At 55.4% G+C, this 17963-nt stretch carries 13 protein-coding genes; 11 read left to right on the plus strand and 2 right to left on the minus strand.

Going from position 1 to position 17963, the window contains the following annotated elements; translation table 11 throughout:
- Positions 1–468 precede the first annotated feature (468 nt).
- From P0D96_RS27220 to P0D96_RS27245, 6 genes are all read left to right on the plus strand, one after another.
- Positions 469–1143 (plus strand): TetR/AcrR family transcriptional regulator, encoded by a 675-nt coding sequence (locus P0D96_RS27220; protein ID WP_408316442.1) that lies wholly within the window; start codon positions 469–471, stop codon positions 1141–1143.
- Positions 1144–1976: 833 nt separating this feature from the next.
- Positions 1977–4046 carry a flavin-containing monooxygenase gene (locus P0D96_RS27225; RefSeq protein WP_408316444.1) on the plus strand — a complete coding sequence of 690 codons (2070 nt, stop codon included), beginning with the start codon at positions 1977–1979 and terminating at the stop codon, positions 4044–4046.
- A gap of 26 nt (positions 4047–4072) precedes the next feature.
- On the plus strand, positions 4073–4987 hold the full coding sequence (locus P0D96_RS27230; RefSeq protein ID WP_408316446.1) for a patatin-like phospholipase family protein: 915 nt from the start codon (positions 4073–4075) through the stop codon (positions 4985–4987).
- An 80-nt stretch (positions 4988–5067) separates the two neighbouring features.
- Complete coding sequence (locus P0D96_RS27235; RefSeq protein ID WP_408316448.1) at positions 5068–6267, plus strand: CaiB/BaiF CoA transferase family protein; 1200 nt, start codon at positions 5068–5070, stop codon at positions 6265–6267.
- 91 nt (positions 6268–6358) lie between these two features.
- A complete protein-coding gene (locus tag P0D96_RS27240) occupies positions 6359–7459 on the plus strand; it encodes a CaiB/BaiF CoA transferase family protein (RefSeq protein ID WP_408316450.1) in 1101 nt (366 codons plus the stop codon).
- 273 nt (positions 7460–7732) lie between these two features.
- A complete protein-coding gene (locus P0D96_RS27245) occupies positions 7733–8875 on the plus strand; it encodes a porin (protein ID WP_408316452.1) in 1143 nt (380 codons plus the stop codon).
- A gap of 501 nt (positions 8876–9376) precedes the next feature.
- Here the strand turns inward: P0D96_RS27245 and P0D96_RS27250 are convergent.
- A complete protein-coding gene (locus P0D96_RS27250) occupies positions 9377–9637 on the minus strand; it encodes a hypothetical protein (protein ID WP_408316454.1) in 261 nt (86 codons plus the stop codon).
- Positions 9638–9911: 274 nt separating this feature from the next.
- On the opposite strand from P0D96_RS27250, the gene P0D96_RS27255 reads away from it, so the two are divergent.
- The 5 genes from P0D96_RS27255 (at position 9912) to P0D96_RS27275 (ending at position 16494) form a co-directional block, all read left to right on the plus strand.
- Complete coding sequence (locus P0D96_RS27255; protein WP_408316456.1) at positions 9912–11078, plus strand: CaiB/BaiF CoA transferase family protein; 1167 nt, start codon at positions 9912–9914, stop codon at positions 11076–11078.
- An 871-nt stretch (positions 11079–11949) separates the two neighbouring features.
- Positions 11950–12714 carry a FadR/GntR family transcriptional regulator gene (locus P0D96_RS27260; RefSeq protein ID WP_408316458.1) on the plus strand — a complete coding sequence of 255 codons (765 nt, stop codon included), beginning with the start codon at positions 11950–11952 and terminating at the stop codon, positions 12712–12714.
- Positions 12715–13317: 603 nt separating this feature from the next.
- Positions 13318–14079, plus strand: a complete 762-nt coding sequence (locus tag P0D96_RS27265; protein ID WP_408316460.1) for an SDR family NAD(P)-dependent oxidoreductase — start codon at positions 13318–13320, stop codon at positions 14077–14079.
- A gap of 73 nt (positions 14080–14152) precedes the next feature.
- Positions 14153–15184, plus strand: coding sequence for a thioredoxin-disulfide reductase (trxB, locus tag P0D96_RS27270; RefSeq protein ID WP_408316634.1), 1032 nt, complete (start codon positions 14153–14155; stop codon positions 15182–15184).
- A 539-nt stretch (positions 15185–15723) separates the two neighbouring features.
- A complete protein-coding gene (locus P0D96_RS27275) occupies positions 15724–16494 on the plus strand; it encodes a FadR/GntR family transcriptional regulator (RefSeq protein ID WP_408316462.1) in 771 nt (256 codons plus the stop codon).
- A gap of 193 nt (positions 16495–16687) precedes the next feature.
- Here the strand turns inward: P0D96_RS27275 and P0D96_RS27280 are convergent, their stop codons facing one another.
- Entirely contained in the window at positions 16688–17719 is a 1032-nt protein-coding gene (locus tag P0D96_RS27280) for a Bug family tripartite tricarboxylate transporter substrate binding protein (RefSeq protein WP_408316464.1), read from the minus strand.
- Between the last annotated feature and the right edge of the window lie 244 nt (positions 17720–17963).

Here is a 17963-nt window from a genome sequence, read left to right on the forward strand (position 1 = left end):
ATCGGTTGTTTGAGGTCGAAATTCTCGCAAGAGACGGTTTTCGTCGGCCCTAAACCATTAGCGAACGTCGGGTATAGGTAACGCTCCCTTCAATCTAAGGGCGAGCTACTGTCGCTCCCTTATCCTCCATCGAGATTGAATTCGCTCGCTACCCAACTACGTTACCGGACCGAAGCTGGGCGGCTCGCTGGCCCACTGCGAAACACTGCAGCCTTTCGCGTGCGTGGCCATCTGCAGGTCACGGCGGATGGGCGCACGCGATTCAGGCCCGACACGGGCTGAATCGAGGCTAGCAGCGGCCGCGCGACGGCGCGATTGTCATATATATCGCACGGTTGATCTGGCACGCGGACTCCCGCTGTTGCGGCGCGGCTGGCAACAAAGGGTAATTACCGACTTGAAACGGGCTTGCAATTCGCGATCAGCATTGCTATCGTTCAGTCAGTCGAGTGACTAACTTGAATGGGCATGTTGATGGAAACTAATTTGGAGTCAGAGGGCAAGGCCTCCGAACACCCGTCGCGATCGAAAATTCTCGATGCAGCGGAGCTTATCTTTGCAGAACAAGGCTATTCGCGTGCTTCGACGCGGGCCGTCGCTACTCTCGCTGGCGTGAACTTGGGCATGTTGCATTATTTTTTTGGCTCGAAGCGCGAATTGTTCCGGGCGGCATACCAGCGGCGGGCCGCTCCCGTCGTGGAAGCGCGCTTTAATCTTTTAAAGGCAGCCCAGAAGGCGCAGCACGGCAAGCCCCTGTCGCTGGAAACTCTTGTGACTACGTTTGTGGCTCCTTTTTTTCAATCTCGGGAGAATCCGGGCAACGCCGCATTCCTGGCTATGCATTCACGGTTGCATACCGAGCCGGAGGAAGTTTCCGCAGATTTGTTCAAGGAGATGTTTGATGAAAGTACGCAAGAGTTTGTGAAATGTTTCAGCGAGGCGCTTCCGGATCTGCCGGCTGATGTCATCTACTGGCGGGTGTACTTCATGAGTGGCGCATATACCAGCCTTTTGCTTCAGACCGGGCGACTTCGGACGCTATCCGAAGGTCTGTGCGACATCTTTGATGTAAACACCTCACTTGCACAGTTTGTTCCGTTTATCGTCGCGGGCTTCAAGGCACCAGCACCGGCGTTGCCATAGCATCTGCAAACTCCCCGCGTCTTGCACTTGCTCTGGCAATTCGAGTGACGCATTGGCGCTTAAGTCGGCATACCGAGCGGTGGTTGAGTTTGCTCAACTGAATCTCAATGACGCGCGCCGGGACAGGCAGGCGAGGAGATGGAGGGATTGCCGCCGATCCGATGTTCAGCGTGCGGGGGACATGCCGAGGCTGCGGCGGGACTATGGAGTGTGTCGCTTGTTTGGAAGTGCCGCCGTTCGGCGTGGGTTTTTTTCGCGCCGCAGCAACTGGGCGTGTAGCGGGTTGGCCCGTTGCCACGTAAAGCTAGACGATAGATGGTTGTGACGTCCGCTGTCACGTCCGAGTGCAACGTGCCAGGCGACGTCGGAACGCAGGCCGATCATATCGACCGCGGTTTTGCGATGTTCAGGACTATCGCCTAGCTCACTACCTATCGGATGCGGCGAAGATGCGGCCGCCTCGATCTGGTCGCGGGGCTGTCTGAATTGAAAGAGATTCACGTCACTGCGAAGAAGCCGACGCGGGATAGGGACTCTAGACAATGGAGAGAGTTGTGAGCTATTTCGTTGCTGCAATCACCTTAGTAGTGCAGATCGTAGGTTTTTTTGTTGCGGTGACCTGCTAAAAGGTTAGATGGTCGATCTCACTACCAAGAAAAGCCCTCTATGGCTTGCAAATTAGTTTCAGGTGTACTAATTACAATTTTTGTCTAGAAAAATGGCAGAAGAGTTTAATTGATTTGCCGCAGTATGCAGGCGAATTAGCTGGCTTTCAATTCGCGAAGCGTACCTTGTGATCTTGACTCTTCTTCCATGCGTCTGCAGGAAACCTTATGAACCGATCTAACTGTATAGAGGAAATCGAGATGGCTGCTGTTCCCCAAACGTCCGCAAAGAGCAATCTCAAGGAAACCTTTACCCACATCGCTCCGAGACGTCGCCTGGACTCAGATGAACTGCGTAAATACCTAGCCGATGTCGACCCGTCGCTCTTGTTGGCTGCGCTCGTTCACATCACGCGAGATCCTGGACTCCTCGATCGATATGGTTCGCATTTGCAAGCCGCTGATAAAGGCGAACTGGCACGCGGTGTTAAGGTTATCGACACAATTGTCGGTGTAGCCACCGTGCCAACGATTGCACCAGATATTCGTCAGGAAATGATTGAACTCGCTGTCTCGAGATTGGATAAGGACACACGAGATCAGGAAGAGTATCTATCGGGTTACGACTTTGATATTGATACGTTCATCCGAATGGCGACGCTCGTTGTGGGTCAGCCTGTCGACCCTGAATACGCGGATATGTTTCTGGAACAGACAGGGTTTGTGCGTCCTCTGCCAGTGCTGCCGCAGAGCGGAAAGCATCCGACTGAGCGCATTGAGCTTGCCATTATCGGCGCCGGAATGACCGGTGTGGCTGCCGCCATCCAGGCCACAGACCGAGGCTTCAAGTACCGGATCTTTGAAAGTAGTGACAAGGTCGGAGGTGTGTGGAGCATGAACGACTATCCCGGCGTTGCAGTAGATACGCCGGCGATGTACTACTCGCTCTCCTTCGAAATGAATCCGTCGTGGAGCAACTATTATCCCAAAGGACCCGAATACTTCCACTATATGGAAGGTCTCGTCTACAAGCACAAGATGCTTGATCGAATCGAGTTCAATAGCGAGGTGCTGAAGGTTCAATGGATCGACGAAGCGCAGGAGTGGGAACTCACTGTCGTCAAGAACGGCCGATACACTTCCAAATACCGTGCCACATCGGTGATGACCTGCGCGGGTCACCTGAATCGCCCGCTTTATCCGGACCTTCAGGGGCGTGATACGTTCAAAGGCATTTCGATTCACGCAAATCGCTGGAAGCATGACGCCGATATTCGCGGAAAGCGGGTTGGGATTATCGGCACGGGTGCCACGGGCGTGCAAGTCATCGGCAAGATTGCTCAGGAAGTCGGTCATTTGACCGTCTTCATGCGCCAGCCAATGTGGATTGCGCCAAACCGGGTTGGTGATGGCGCCGTGAGCGAGGATAAACGATGGGCTCGACAAAATTTGCCCTACTTCCAGCATTGGGACCGTCTCAAAGCATACTGGTCCTTTAGCGACAACTTCGGCTACCCCGTCGTACGTGCAGAACCAGAATGGGCAAAGACACACGTGTCCATCTCGCCGGCAAACGACCGGGCCATGCAGTTCTTCCTGGACTACCTCAACTCATGCTTTGGGGAAGGGACTGAACTCGCTCGCAAGATGACGCCCAACTACGCGCCGCTTGGAAAGCGGATTGTGCGGGACCCGTTCGATTTCGCACCGGGAGGTTTCTACTATTCATTGACCCTCCCGCACGTCGACGTCGAGACAAGCAAGGTTGTCAGAGTGGTACCGGACGGGATCCTCACCGCAGACGGGAAATTGATCGAGCTGGATGTCATCATCTACGCAACTGGTCTGACACTGGATTGGTTGTCGCCGATCGAAGTCATCGGTCGCGGCGGCGTGCGCCTCTCGGACGAGTGGCGTGACAACAACCCGTCCACTTACCTAGGTGGGATGGTGCCGAAATTCCCGAACCTGTTCGTGAACTGTGGTCCGCATACTGGGGCAGCACACGCCGGTGGGCATAACTTTATGGCGGAGGTTGTGAACCACTACGCGATGGAGTGTCTGCAGATGTTGGTCGAGGAAGACGCCAAGTCCATCGAGGTCACTCAGGAAGCATTTGAGGACCACAACCGGAAAATTGATGAGACGATGCAAGGTTCGGTTTGGGCTTGGGAGCGACGTGCGCACACCTACTACACGAATCAGAAGGGTCGACCGATCTTGCCTACGCCTTACCGCCACGTTGATTTCTGGAAGATGACACGCGAGCCGAAGCGGGACGCCTTCATTCTCAAATAATTCATCAACGATGTTCCGCGAGCGCGTTGAATCACGGTTCGTCGCGCTCGTTCACAAAAGAGATGCAGGAGACACCGATGATCACTGGGAAGACTCGTGGGCTGATTCTTGGGGGCGGGGGCGTTACCGGCCTCGCCTGGGAGATTGGCGTACTTCACGGTCTGATTTCAAAAGGCATTGACCTTCGTGGCGTTGACAAAATCATCGGCACGTCTGCTGGCGCTTTCGCGGCAACCGCGTTGATGGATGAGCGCGGTATCTCTTGGGCGTATGATCGCCAATTCTCTGCGTTGGTGCAGGAAGTCCCTGCGGTGTTCTCGGCCGACCTCATTGAAACTTTGTCCGCCATACTTCGGGAATGTGCAGGAGATGACCGCGAAGCCGGTCGACGCATGGGTGCATTTGCTCTTCACGCGTCAACCATAGACGTCGCGACACGTCTTGCCGTCGTGCGTGACCGCCTCGACCGCACCGATTGGCCGTCCGACCGTCTGCGGTTTACCGCGGTGGATGCAGATACAGGAAGCCTGCACTTACTGGACGAAACGTCCGGCATTGACATCGTTCATGCTGTCGGCGCCAGTGGCGCCGCTCCTGGAATTTGGCCTGTCATTGAGGCGGGAGGCAGGCGCTGGATTGACGGGGGCAGTGTATCACCGACGAACGCGAACCTTGCCGTGCGCTTCGGCCAATGTCTGGTCATTTCGCCGATGCCGATAAGCTTGTCAGGGATTGCTGTCCGTGAGGAACTGGACATGATTTCAGCGGCGACTGACAGCTTCCTCATCGCACCCGACGAGCGCAGTCTGGACGCAATCGGCAACAACCCCTTTGACCCAGACCGACGCCGGTTGGCCGCTGAGGCCGGACGTGCTCAAGGTGAGCATACGGCGGAAACTCTCGGCGTGGAATGGCGGCGACCTACTGACGGTGAAAGCTAGTTCCGGAAAGTTACGAATAAAACTGTAAGGAATGCTAGATAACGAAAGACTAGCAGATTGCTAGTGAATGGAGCATGGAAATGGACATCAGCACCGAAGAAACTTTATCAGGACCTTGCCGTGGACTTCGCGTAGTAGAGTTCGCCACAATGGTTTCCGGCCCTTTCGCCGGCCAGATGTTGGCCGACCTTGGCGCAGAGGTCACCAAAGCCGAACCAATCACCGGTGATCCGTTGCGCGGGGTAAAGCCGGGTCACAACGGATTGTCTGCAGGATTCGCTCTCTTCAATCGAAATAAAAGAAGTATCGGGATCGACCTGAAATCGCCCGAAGGCAAGGCGCTGGCGCGAGAACTGGCGCTGTCTTCGGACGTTCTTATCGAGAACTTTCGCCCTGACGTGATGACCCGCTTGGGGCTTGACTACGATAGCCTTCGCGAAGAGAACCCTAGGCTTATCTATGTGTCCATATCCGGCTTCGGGGTCGACGGCCCGTATTCGGCGCGTCCCGCCTACGACCATGTGATTCAGGCGATGAGCGGCACGATGCCCGGAATGGGGAGCGAGGCACAGCCTGTGCCGGTGCGCAATTCGATTGTCGACAAGGTCACATCGATCACAGCTACCAATGCGGTTCTTGCTGCATTGGTGTTTAGGGAGCGAAACGGAGGTCAGGGGCAAAAGGTCTCCCTGTCGCTGCTAGATTCGTATGCTGCTTTCATGCTCCCGGACCTGATGGTGAACGATTTTTTTCAGGCACCCGGTGTCGAGCGTGACCGCTCCATCAATACTTACCATCCTATTCAGACGTCGGATGGTCACGTCATGGGCCACATTCACACCAATCCGCAGTTCGAGGGCCTTTGCCGACTTTTCGGGCGAGAGGATCTGCTCAACGACCCGCGTTTCGCGGATATCGGATCGCGCAGAAGTAACTACGAAGCCATGTGGCAAGAGGTAAAAACGAACGCGAAAAGCATGGCGACAGCCGTCGTTGTAGAAGAGGCGGAGAAACACAACGTGCCGATCGGACGCATCAATGACCTGACGGAGTTTTTTGATGATCCTCAAGTCAAGCACAATCAGACCTTTTTTGACTTTGACGACCCGGATGTAGGGACGATACGGCAACTCAAGTACCCGATTAGGTTTGAAAAGTGTCCGGCGACATATCGCAGACGTGCACCGAAACTTGGTGAGGACACTCGGCGAATCCTCGAGAGCGTTGGGAGAAGCGATGAGGAAATATCCGCGGCGTTCGAAAAGAAAGTCGTTGCATGAGTGGAATCGGTGCTGATTCGTCAGCTGCCGCTGCGATGTTTCTGTCCAACGGACACGATGCAGGATTGAATATACAACCGGAGAAAATCGTATGGCTGGTCCTCTGACCAACGTCAGGATTATCGAATTTGGAGCGATTGGACCAGCGCCTTTCGCTTGCATGATGCTCGCTGATAACGGAGCTGACGTTATTAGGGTTGCACGCCGCACGCGAGACTGGCGCGACGAAGTGATGGACCCGAGCAAAGATGTACTTTCCCGTTCGCGGCGTATCGTGTATCTCGACTTGAAAACTCCGGAGGGGGTCGCAGAGGCAAGAACGTTGGCGCAATCGGCGGACGGCATTGTAGAGGGGTTCCGCCCTGGAGTGATGGAGCGAATCGGGCTTGGACCGGACGTGTTACTCGCTGACAATCCAAGACTGGTCTACGGGAGGATGACCGGTTGGGGGCAGGAGGGTCCCTATGCGCACACGCCCGGGCACGACATTAATTACATAGCACTCGCTGGCGCACTTCACGCTTTCGGACGAGAAGGGGAGAAGCCAACTCCTCCTGCCAATGTTGTTGGAGACTTTGGTGGCGGCGGCATGATGCTGGCGTTTGGAATGGTCAGCGCTATTCTCCACGCCCGATCAACCGGCGAGGGGCAGGTGATCGACTGCGCAATGATTGACGGTTCGGCTCTTCTGATGAGCATGCTCTGGTCGCTTCGAGCTGCTGGCGCCTGGCGTGACGAACGAGGTGTCAACGTTCTTGATACCGGTGCTCATTTTTACGAGACATATGAAACGTTGGATGGCAAGCACATTGCACTTGGCTCGGTGGAACCGCAGTTCTATGCATTGCTTCGGGAGCGACTCGGTATTGCGGAAGATCCGGAGTTTGACAACCAGCATGATTCAGGTGCATGGCCTCGCATGAAACTCAAGCTCGCCGGAATCTTTAAGTCTAAAACGCGAGAAGAGTGGTGCAGGCTCCTGGAACACACCGAAACGTGTTTCACCCCGGTCCTTTCGATGAGTGAGGCGACAACTCATGAGCACAACGTCGCTCGTGATCTGTTTCTTGAAATTGGTGGCGTAGTACAACCCGCCCCGGCGCCACGATACTCACGCACTGTCAATAGTGCACCCAAGATGCTGGTTCGGAGCCAGGATGACAGAGAGGAAGTATTTCAGGGTATCCGATGACCGAATTTAGCGGACTGCGTCTGCGTCTGGACGACACTGCCTCTGTCCGCAACCTATTGGTCAATTTTGGAAGGTAGGGGCAGCAATAAGAAAAGCCGCAATCATCGGTCGATAGTGAAAGCAATGGCTCAAGGAGTGCGACGTGGTCCAGTCGGGGCAAGTCGTGGTTGGTCTTAGTATTTCCGAGCGAGTCTTAACTGGACGATTTTAGTGAGAGCGGTGCGGCAGCTTCGGGCAGTAGCTCGTAGTCATGTATATATAGGAGATAAGTCAATGAAAAAATCGTCGCTCGTACTTGCAGTTTGGGGAATCGTCGAAGGCGTCGCACATGCACAAAGCAGCGTCACTCTTTACGGCACATTTGACGCTGGTTTGCGCTTCCAGAACAACGTTGGCACAACGGCTGCCACAGCGGATGCGAGTAAAGTCAGCTTGGGTTCGATCGGCACATACCAGCCTAACCGCTTTGGCTTCAAGGGCGTGGAAGATCTTGGTGGCGGAATGAATGCGCACTTCCAACTGGAAGGGGGCTTGAATAGCAGCAACGGTGCTACTGCAGACCCAACTCGTTTGTTCAACCGGTTAGCATTCGTCGGTCTTGGCGGCTCATGGGGTTCTCTGGATTTAGGGCGCAACGCTTCCATCGCGGTGTATACGGTCGGCCTTTACGAACCAATCAACTACAAGTTCACGAACTTCACACCGACTGGCTTATTTAGCCCATCTGCTGGAATCCGGTACGACAGTGATATTCAGTACACCGGTGTATTTGGTCCATTTACGATTCGCGCGGAACATGCGTTGGGTGGGGTGGCCGGCAGTCTCAGTAGCGGCTCCGAAACTGCAGCTGGACTAAGCTATACCGATGGCACGCTTGTGTTGGGTGCTGCCTATACCTTGCGCAAAATGGGTGCGAATTCGAGTAACCTTGGTGCAAGCCCCTACAACGTGGCCTCGTTAGCCATTCCAGCGGGTACTTTCCAGACAAACAAGGCTTGGACGGCAGGTGTAGCGTATACGTTCGGTATCGTCCGGATAGCAGCCGGTTACTCGGATGAACAGCAGAAGAACGACCCGCTGGCGGAAACCCGCATCAAAAACTTCTGGGTAGGTGGCGGCTGTGACGTTACGCCATACACGCGCCTGAGCGCCGGCTGGTACCACACCAGAACGACGGCGCCGGTGACCACGGCCACGCTCGCTGACGTTGACGGCAAGCAGGATCTGTTGATTTTGACGTGGTCATACGCCTTGTCCAAGAGCACCAATTTGTACGCTGACGTAGACACCGTTAAGTACAGCGGTTCGTCCGTCGGCAGCGCCACATTGGGGGGCACGGCTGCCAATCCTGGCACGTCCCCTTACGGCAAAGGACGTAGCACTGGCGTTTCGATCGGTTTGAACCACCTGTTCTGAAGCCAGCCAAACAGGGAGGCGATGCTGTGCACGAGCAGGCCATGGGCTTGGCGGGCAGAGCCGCCTCCGCTTTGGGCGGCTGATCGCGGACATTACCACTGCCAGGATTGATCCGGCCTATACATTGACCGCTATCGCAAGGATGTACAAGTCTGCACATGCAGATGTGTTTGCGAGAGGGAGCGGTTGTTCTTGCTAAGGGGCAACATTACGGCGGCGACCGGAGATGCCTCTCGCACTGTGGGGCGACGAACCACTCTGGGTGGCAATCTATTGCTCGCGCACCAAAACCTCTGTCAACTGCATGAATGCCGCGCAGGGTGATCACACGCGAATCTCGAATTTTCCTTGCAGACGGCTCAAGGGCGTAATGACTGCCGTGCGCTGGAAAGCGGACGACCGCGTTCGGGCGTGGCGGACGTTCAGTCAGCTTCTGCGCGCGACGGGCAATAACGCCCGCCGCAGCAGCATGCTTGCTCCGGCGGTGTCGCGATACATACTTCACTGCACCGATGGTGGACGGCGCTTGCCTTGAACGGGATCCAGGCGAGGGAGCGACGTGCGCCTGACGAGACGCGCCAGCGCATTTTCGTTTTTGCGCGCCTGCTTGCGAGTACCGCGTATCTCATCGTCGATGGCCTGGATCGTCTGGGGATGCAGCCTTAGTCCGGCCCTACCCGCGCCTTTGGTGAACGGATGAAAGTCGTAGTCCGACAGGAGGCGGCGCTCGCGCTCCGCGCCCTTCAGTGAAAGCTCGTTCACGAAGTTCAGACAAAATTGACCTCACGCGCAAGCTCCTGCATTAGCGCTGCCTGGTTGTCTTTAAGTCTGAAGCGACCGACTCGAGTGGTGAAGGTCATGTGTCGATACGGTTGTTTGTCCGTATGGGCACACCTTCAATCTCCCTAAAAAACACAAGATTTACGCTGCGCTGTCTACATGAGCCTTTCATCCCCGACCTGAAGGCCAGGGATTTCAGGCTGCGCCGGGATAAAATTCCTTGACCAATTCATTGGGTGACCCATATAGTGTGGTAATGGATACATCAAATGAACAGACGCCGGGCGATGAAGCGGGGCTAGTGTCCCGAGTCGCCCCTCTGACAGGCATCCGGGTCGTTGAGTCGTCGAGCTATGTCTCGGGACCGTATTCGTCCACGATGCTCGCAGACCTTGGTGCCGAAGTCATCAAGGTCGAACCGCCAGGTGGCGATGGCTTCCGGACCTTTGGTCATCAGGTCGGAGGTTGGAGTGCCCTTTGGTCCAGCACCAATCGAGGAAAGCGTAGCATCGTATTGAACCTGAAGGATCCCGGCGACTTGGCTACGATGCGTGAGCTTTTGACGCAGGCGGACGTGATGGTGGAGAACTGGCGGCCACATGTGGCCGCCTCGCTGGGTCTTGGGCAGGATGTCGTGCAGGCCTTGAATCCGCAGCTTGTACGTCTCTCAATCAGCGGCTTTGGCGAAAGTGGGCCTCTCGCCAAGGCGCCAGCGTTCGATTCTCTGATTCAGGGGCATACGGGAATGATTGATCTCCTCAGCCCCAATGGCAGGCCTGATGTCGCGCCGTACTGGGTGGTAGACAAGGTTGTAGCCGCATTCGGGGCCCAGGCGGTGCTCGCCGCGCTCTATCAGCGCGAGCGCACGGGCAAGGGTAGCCACGTCAGTCTGCCTATGCTTGACGTGATGGCGTACTTCAATTTCCCTGACATGTTCCAGCATCGCACCTTCGTGAGCGATGTCGCCCCTTGGGCGCCTATCATTTCTCCCCTGGTTCGGACGGCCGACGGATATCTTGTGATTACACCGGTCAGCGGCGCACAACTCTCACGCACGCTCAAGGCGCTCGAACGTCCGGACATCAAGGCAGAGATGCTTGCAATGAAGAGCTCGGTCGAGATGATTGATTTTTTCTACAAGCAGCTTAACGCGATTCTGTCGACAAAGCCCAGTGCACATTGGCTAGCATTGTTCGAATCGTTCGATCTGCCGGTCGCGCCCGTTAAGACCTTGGATGAGCATCTTTGCGACCCACAGGTTCTGCATAACGGAATCTATAGTGAGATTCCGTCTCCTGTTGGTCCTATGCGCGCAGTTCGGTATCCGGCCTGGTTCGATCATATGCACATTGCGCCTGCGGGCCGACCTCCGCTCGCTGATGAACATGCGGCCCAAATCCGGGCTGAACTCGCAGTCTCGTAGTCTGGGCTCTGTATTGAATCTCGGGCTGTGCACTAGGGTGTTGCACTGCAGGGCCCACTTGTTGTGAAAGTTACCGCGACACCAGAAAACAGTGTATCCGTTCGGCAGCCACGTTTGCTGGCAATGGTGAACTTTGGAGGGGTGGGGTGCCAACAGAGAGCGTGGGCGAGCGCTGATGTCGACGTCATTTGGTGGGGCTGACCTTGCGTTTCAGGCGCGGACGGTAACGGGCAATCCTGTCGAGATCTGGACGAGTAGTTGCTGTTCCCGATTATCGCAGCGTTGGATGAGAGCATTTGTTCGGCATGTGTCGCGCGTGGTTGCGAATCGGTACCGTGCCGGTATGGATTCTCCACCTTAAGGATAGGTTCGGAAATGAAGTGCTGGGTCAGCCGTTGGTCCATAGAGTGGTATAGCGTTTCGACCGAGGCGTGCACGACGATAGCAAATTACAGTTTAGGGGCGATGTTGCCTGATATTCGCAAGGAAGTGACTATGCGTCGCAAAGGAAAATGGCTCCACTATCTGGGGAATTATGTTGGATTGCATCTTGTGGAGTTTTCTTGCGACGAAATGGATGCAGCAGAGCGGCGACAAGTGCGATGCGGATAAATGCTTGATACTCACTAATATGTTTTTCGATTTTCCGATGGATTTCACCAAACCGATATAAATGGGAAATGCCAAATCTTCTCTTATCGTATGTCTTTAATATCTGAGATATTTTGAGTAATTCTCAGAGGGATTATCGAGAGATTGTTCGACTTTTTACGCCGTCACAGAGGATATATAGGAAGGGCACAATACGTTTGTTTTCGCAGCTTCATGTTAGCATCTTGCGGTATACCCAAGCCACAGGTATCATGATTAAATGCCACGAACTTCCTCTCCGACAACTTCCAAAGAAACAGGCACTGCAAAAGCGGGTGAGGCTGCGTTTGCTGACCCTTCAGCTCACAAGCGCTTCTTCGAGCGGATAGCTAACGATATTCGAATTAGTATCGCCGATGGTCGGCGCAAGGCAGGTGACCGCCTTCCAAGCGAAAGAGAGCTTGCCGAGCAATTCGGCGTGAGTCGAAACACCGTGCGTGAGGCATTTCGTTCGCTGGAGAACGCGGGACTTCTAGTTTTGCGTCGGGGGCCAGGTGGCGGCGCATTTGTGGCAAGCGGCTATGGTGGTGTGGTACGTACGGGCATGTCCGATCTCGTTTCTCTCGGGCTTGTGAAGGCGCAACATCTGGGCGAAGCCAGAATTGTGATCGGCGTGGCTACCGCTCGGTTTGCCGCAGAGCGGCGCACCTATGGGGATCTGGAAGCTCTAGCCAGAAATATGGAAGAAACCGAAGCTGCGGTCAAAGCGGGAGAAGTTGAACGCTGGACGCGACTGAGTTTCGAGTTCCATCGTTTATTGGCGAAGGCCACGCAGAACCCCGCGCTGGTCGTTCTGACTGATGCAGTTATCGAATTGAACGACCAGATGGTCAAGGCGGCCGGCTTGCGGAATCCAAAGCAGAGCGCGCTATTCAGGAAGAAAATGTTCAAGCATATCGAAGCCCGTGACGCGGACAGCGCGGTGACGGAGATGGAGCAATATCTCGATATGCTTCGACGCTACTATCAGGCCAAATTGGGCTGAGGTTGATTAAAAACGGCAAATGCCTTTACTTCTTGACGTTGTCTGCGCCCTCAGCCTTTGGCTGCCGTGCTGAGTGCGGAAATGACGGGGATACGTACTGCTAGACGGCGACGTCGTGCCGCGAAAATGTTGACTGCCACGTTGCTGTCGTGATGATGAGGCGCGCCGTACTCGGGACCGGTCCACTCACTCCCTTATTCGCAAACCTTCCAGGCCCTTCGAGCCAGTGCATCTGTTACAACACTACAGGTCCGGGGTTTGCCTGCGATCTGCCTGAAGGCTGAGGTATTCAGGCAACTCGCGGAAAAATTTCGCTCGACCAGATCTAGCGTAACCGGCGATCACCATCCCGAGTTATCTGTTTCGATGCACTTGCGCGTGAGCTCATGCTCGCGCCCTGCAAGCCTTGATGCCGATGTTCGGTGATTCCCGGTCATCGCCCAACCGCGGTAGGTTTGTTTGTCTCGCAAAGCAAATCGACTCCTCCAGGCTTGACAATCGCCGCCGCTCTGGTGTTCAATGAATGGGTCACCCAATTTGGGTCTACCGCTAGGCGTTCGCGAAGTGCTTGCTTGGAACGCTAACAACACTTCGGATGAGTCAATGCGATTCAAGGGCAAGGTTGCGCTCGTCACGGCTGGCAGTGCGGGAATTGGGAAAGCAACAGCCGAGATTATGTTCCGGGAAGGTGCGTCGGTCGTTTTGGTGGCCCGCGATGAGCAGCGATTATGTTCGGTTGCGGCTAGTCTTGATTCGTCCGGTGGACGGGCAATGGGTATTGCATGCAATGCACTAGATCCCAAGGCAGTAAAGGAGGCGGTTCAAGAAACCGTGGCCAGGTTTGGCCGCATCGATATCCTTGTCAATGGCGTGGGTGGAAGCACGGTCGTTTCCAAGCCTTTGGCGAAAGTAGAGGAGTTGGCGTTCGAGGAGTGGCAAAAGCTGGTCGCGTTCAATATGGACGCTACTTTTCTCTTTTGTCATGAGGCGGTGCCACACATGAAACGGCAAGGGGGCGGAAAGATTGTCAACATTTCGTCCATCGCCTGGCGCGGTTTGGCGCCGAGCAGCGTTGCCTACGCTGCCGCCAAGGGAGGGATTGTCGCCTTCACGAAGAAACTTTCGTTCGAGGTCGCCGAATTCGGCATCAATGTCAACACCGTCGCGCCGAGCTTTACCGCCACGGAGCGCATGCAGGAATCATGGAATAGTCGAGGCGAGGAGGGGCGAAAAGCAGTGGTTAGTGCCATCCCTTTGGGACGGATTGCGACACCGGAGGACCAGGCAAGGGTCATCTGCTTTCTTGCCTCGTCGGACTCCGATTTCATAACGGGGACTACCCTCGACGTGACGGGCGGCCTCTAGCGAATACGAGCGAACTCACGAAGTTACCGATCCCTAGCCGTGAGGACGCTGATCTGACATTGACCTCCTGGATATTTCCTTGATCACAAAACACGCTAAAGTTCTTATTCTCGGTTCCGGTCCCGCCGGCTACACGGCGGCGGTCTACGCAGCGCGCGCCAACCTGTCGCCGGTGCTCGTCACGGGCCTAGCCCAGGGCGGTCAGCTCATGACCACCGCCGACGTTGAAAACTGGCCGGCGGACCCCAACGGGGTGCAAGGCCCGGAACTGATGGCGCGCTTCCTGGAGCACGCCGAGCGCTTCAACACCGAAATCATTTTCGACCACATCCACGCGGCCAAGCTGGATGAGAAGCCGATCCGCCTGATCGGCGACTCGGGCGAATATACCTGCGACTCGCTGATCATCTCGACCGGCGCATCGGCTCAGTATCTCGGCCTGCCATCCGAAGAAGCCTTCATGGGCAAGGGCGTGTCCGCTTGCGCCACCTGTGACGGCTTCTTCTACAAGCAACAACATGTGGCCGTGATCGGCGGCGGCAATACCGCAGTCGAGGAAGCCCTCTATCTGTCCGGCATCGCGAAGAAGGTGACGGTGATCCATCGCCGCGACAAGTTCCGCGCCGAGCCGATCCTGATCGACCGTTTGCTGGCCAAAGAGAAAGAAGGCCTCGTCGAGATCAAGTGGAACCACACGCTGGACGAAGTCACCGGCGACCAGTCCGGCGTGACCGGCCTGCGCATCAAGCACACGCAAACCGTTGAAACCACGGACCTCGCGCTGCAGGGTCTGTTCGTTGCGATCGGCCACAAGCCGAACACCGACATTTTCGCGGGCCAACTGGAGATGAAGAACGGCTACATCATCACCAAGGGCGGCCTGAACGGTTTCGCGACCGCCACCAGCGTGCCGGGCGTCTTCGCTGCGGGCGACGTGCAGGACCACGTGTACCGTCAGGCGATCACCAGCGCCGGCACGGGTTGTATGGCCGCGCTCGACGCGCAACGCTACCTGGAAACCATCGACGAAATGGTTGGCGAGCATCTGACAAGCCCGGAAGCGAATCGTGAAGCCGGTTTTGATCAGTTGGCGTCAGCAAAATAACCGCAGGACATCGTTCAGACTGCCGTCTTCCCGTAGATTCTGGCGAATGTCCTTGCGACAGATTTTCAGGACTTGCGAAGCACTTCTGGCTTAGCTCAGGCCCATCCGGCTTCGTCTGCCCGGGTGTGCTGGCGAACACGTCTTCACGTCTGTACCGACACCAGGTAGTTTACGAGCGGTCTGCACCCTCCGAGGCGTCCCCGTTGCTGCCACTTTGTCCAATACAATTGGAGGTGGTCGCTACTGCGCACGCCTGGTGCGGACAATCGATCCCAGAATGCAGCGCTGACCCAAAGGTCAGGAAGGCGATACACTCAACCTGTTGCCGTGTGCGGTAGGTTTCAATATCCTACTAAATGCCGCGCGCGATAGCTTGCTTGGGGATCCAGCTCAGTGTTGGAGCCTTCGGCAGATGATGCGGATACCCGTCAAAGCAATATGATCATGATCAAAGGCGTCTTACCCTCTTCTCGGTGAGCGAAATCAGTTTTTCGGGGCTGATTTACCCATTTAATGCTAGTGCTTCAATCAAAGTTATCATGTCTCCGAAACACAAACCAGAAACGGTTCCGAAGAGTTCGCTCGAGTTCGAACCCGTGATGGGCAACAGTCCAGCAGTCGAAATTGCGGCGCAAATCCGCGAACGTATTTCATCCCAACTGCTTAAAATCGGTGATAGATTGCCGTCAGAGCGTGCACTGGAATCGCAATTTCAGGTCAGCCGGAACAGCATTCGACAAGCACTCAAGTCGCTCGCCCATATGGGGTTGCTGGAAATACGGAAGGGACAAGCCGGTGGGGCCTTTGTTAAAGGCGGCGGTAGCGACGCAATCAATGTTGCGGTGAGTGACCTTTTCCATTTGAGCACAATTTCGCCATCGGATCTGACTGAGGTACGTGTCATCATTGGCGTCGAAGTGGCGCGCCTAGCGTGCTTGCGTGCTACTGAGGAAGAAATCGATGACCTTGAAGCCAATGTTGTCGCTGCGGAACAGGCGGTTCGACAGGGCAATACCAAGTTACGCACGGAACTCAATCTCGAGTTTCACCGCAAGCTGGCTCGCATGACGCGCAATCCGCTACTCGCCACACTCACAGCGACGGTGATTAACTTGACGCACGAATTTGGGAAGGACATGGTTCCAATGACGGACCGCTCTGTAATGCCTCTCAGGCGCCACCTTCTGGCGCACCTGAGAGCACGCGATGCAGTTGCCGCCGCCGCTGAAATGCACACTCATTTATTACGCTTGCAACGTTATTATCTTAAGCAAGCGGGCCAGCCTCGAACCAGCCGTAGTGACGATTGAGCGCGAGTTTCCCGATCTTGTTTGATGCGACGGATAACTGCAAGCTTGGTGGCAACGGATACCGCCTGGCATTTTTCCGGCTCCGTTGACAGTGCTCAAACGGACAGGCACCCGTCCGTAGTACCCCCGGTGTGTCGCGTGTCGCATCCGCATGGGCACCAGTGGGTTCTGGCGGATCATCGGGCGACGGAGGTCAATGTTTCGGAGCAGCTTTGATCGCCGTGTCCCATCTGGAAATGTCATTCTTGATCGCTTGAATGGTCTCACTTACGTCGCCTCCGCGTGGAAACACCCCTTGGAGTCCGAGCCTCTTTATTACAGTCTGGTCTGTCTGGGCATTGTTGATCTCTTTGTTCAAACGGCTGATGACTTCTGGTGGCGTCCCTGTCGGGGCCAGGAAAAAGTACAGCGACTCAACGTCCAGCGACTCGTAGCCTGCCTGCTTCATGGTGGGGACGTTTTTCATCTCATCCGGCGGCGATTCTCCAGCGACTCCTAGCGCGCGCACTTGTCCTGATTTCTGCATTGCGAGAACGGTCGCTAGCGAAGTAAACCACAGAGCAACGCGTCCCGTCAGCACGTCCGTCTTCGCATCAGAAGTGGACGAATAGGGAACCGGAAGGAGGCGGAAATTTCCACTCCTTGCGAACGCCTCCCCAAGAAATTCGGGTATGGATCCCCCTCCAATGCTCACATACGTCAATTTGCCAGGCTCTTTGTGGGCGTAGTCAACAACGTCTTTGATTGAGTGAAAGGGAGAGGTCGCCGAAACCGACAGTACCCAAGGCGCTCTGCCTGACAGAGAGATGGGAGAAAAGTCCTTTAAAACATTGTATTGGGATCGGCCAACCTCCTGCTGGATTAAATTGTTGTTGCCCATGATGAGAAGTGAATAGCCATCTGGTTTGGATCTGGCGGCGACTGACGTCGCAATCTCTCCGTTTGCACCTGGTCGGTTTTGCACAATAACAGCTTGACCAAGATGCTCGGATAGGTACTGACTATATGTTCTAGCGACAAAGTCAATCGAACTTCCGGCACTGGAACCGACAATCAGAGTGACTGGCCGATCGGGATAGGTTCCTCCAAAGGCAATTGGCGGTAGAAAAAGCCCGAATATAAGGAGCAGATAGTCAAGCATCCGCTTGGCAGAGATGCTCGTATCGCCCTCGCAGGTTACGAAGCTAGCAAGGCGGCCCATACTGCCTACAAGAAAATTTTTCATGATTTGTTGGCTCGATTGATTGGATTAGAGAGGGTCCCATGATCCCCCGTCCCACGTAATCTACAATTTCATCGGTTAAGTTTTAATGGTGCGACCTAGCCTCGATGGATGATGATTCATTTACGTGTGAATGGGTGATTTTTTTGTTTGGGGTGTCGCCACTGGCCAGCAAAGCTCGGGCGCTCGCTCGGCGCGCAGAGGTCTGCGGAACGAGTGACCATGTGGTGGCCATCGGCAATCCTTA

It is taken from the genome of Paraburkholderia sp. RL17-347-BIC-D, from assembly GCF_046027915.1.
Lineage (GTDB): Bacteria > Pseudomonadota > Gammaproteobacteria > Burkholderiales > Burkholderiaceae > Paraburkholderia.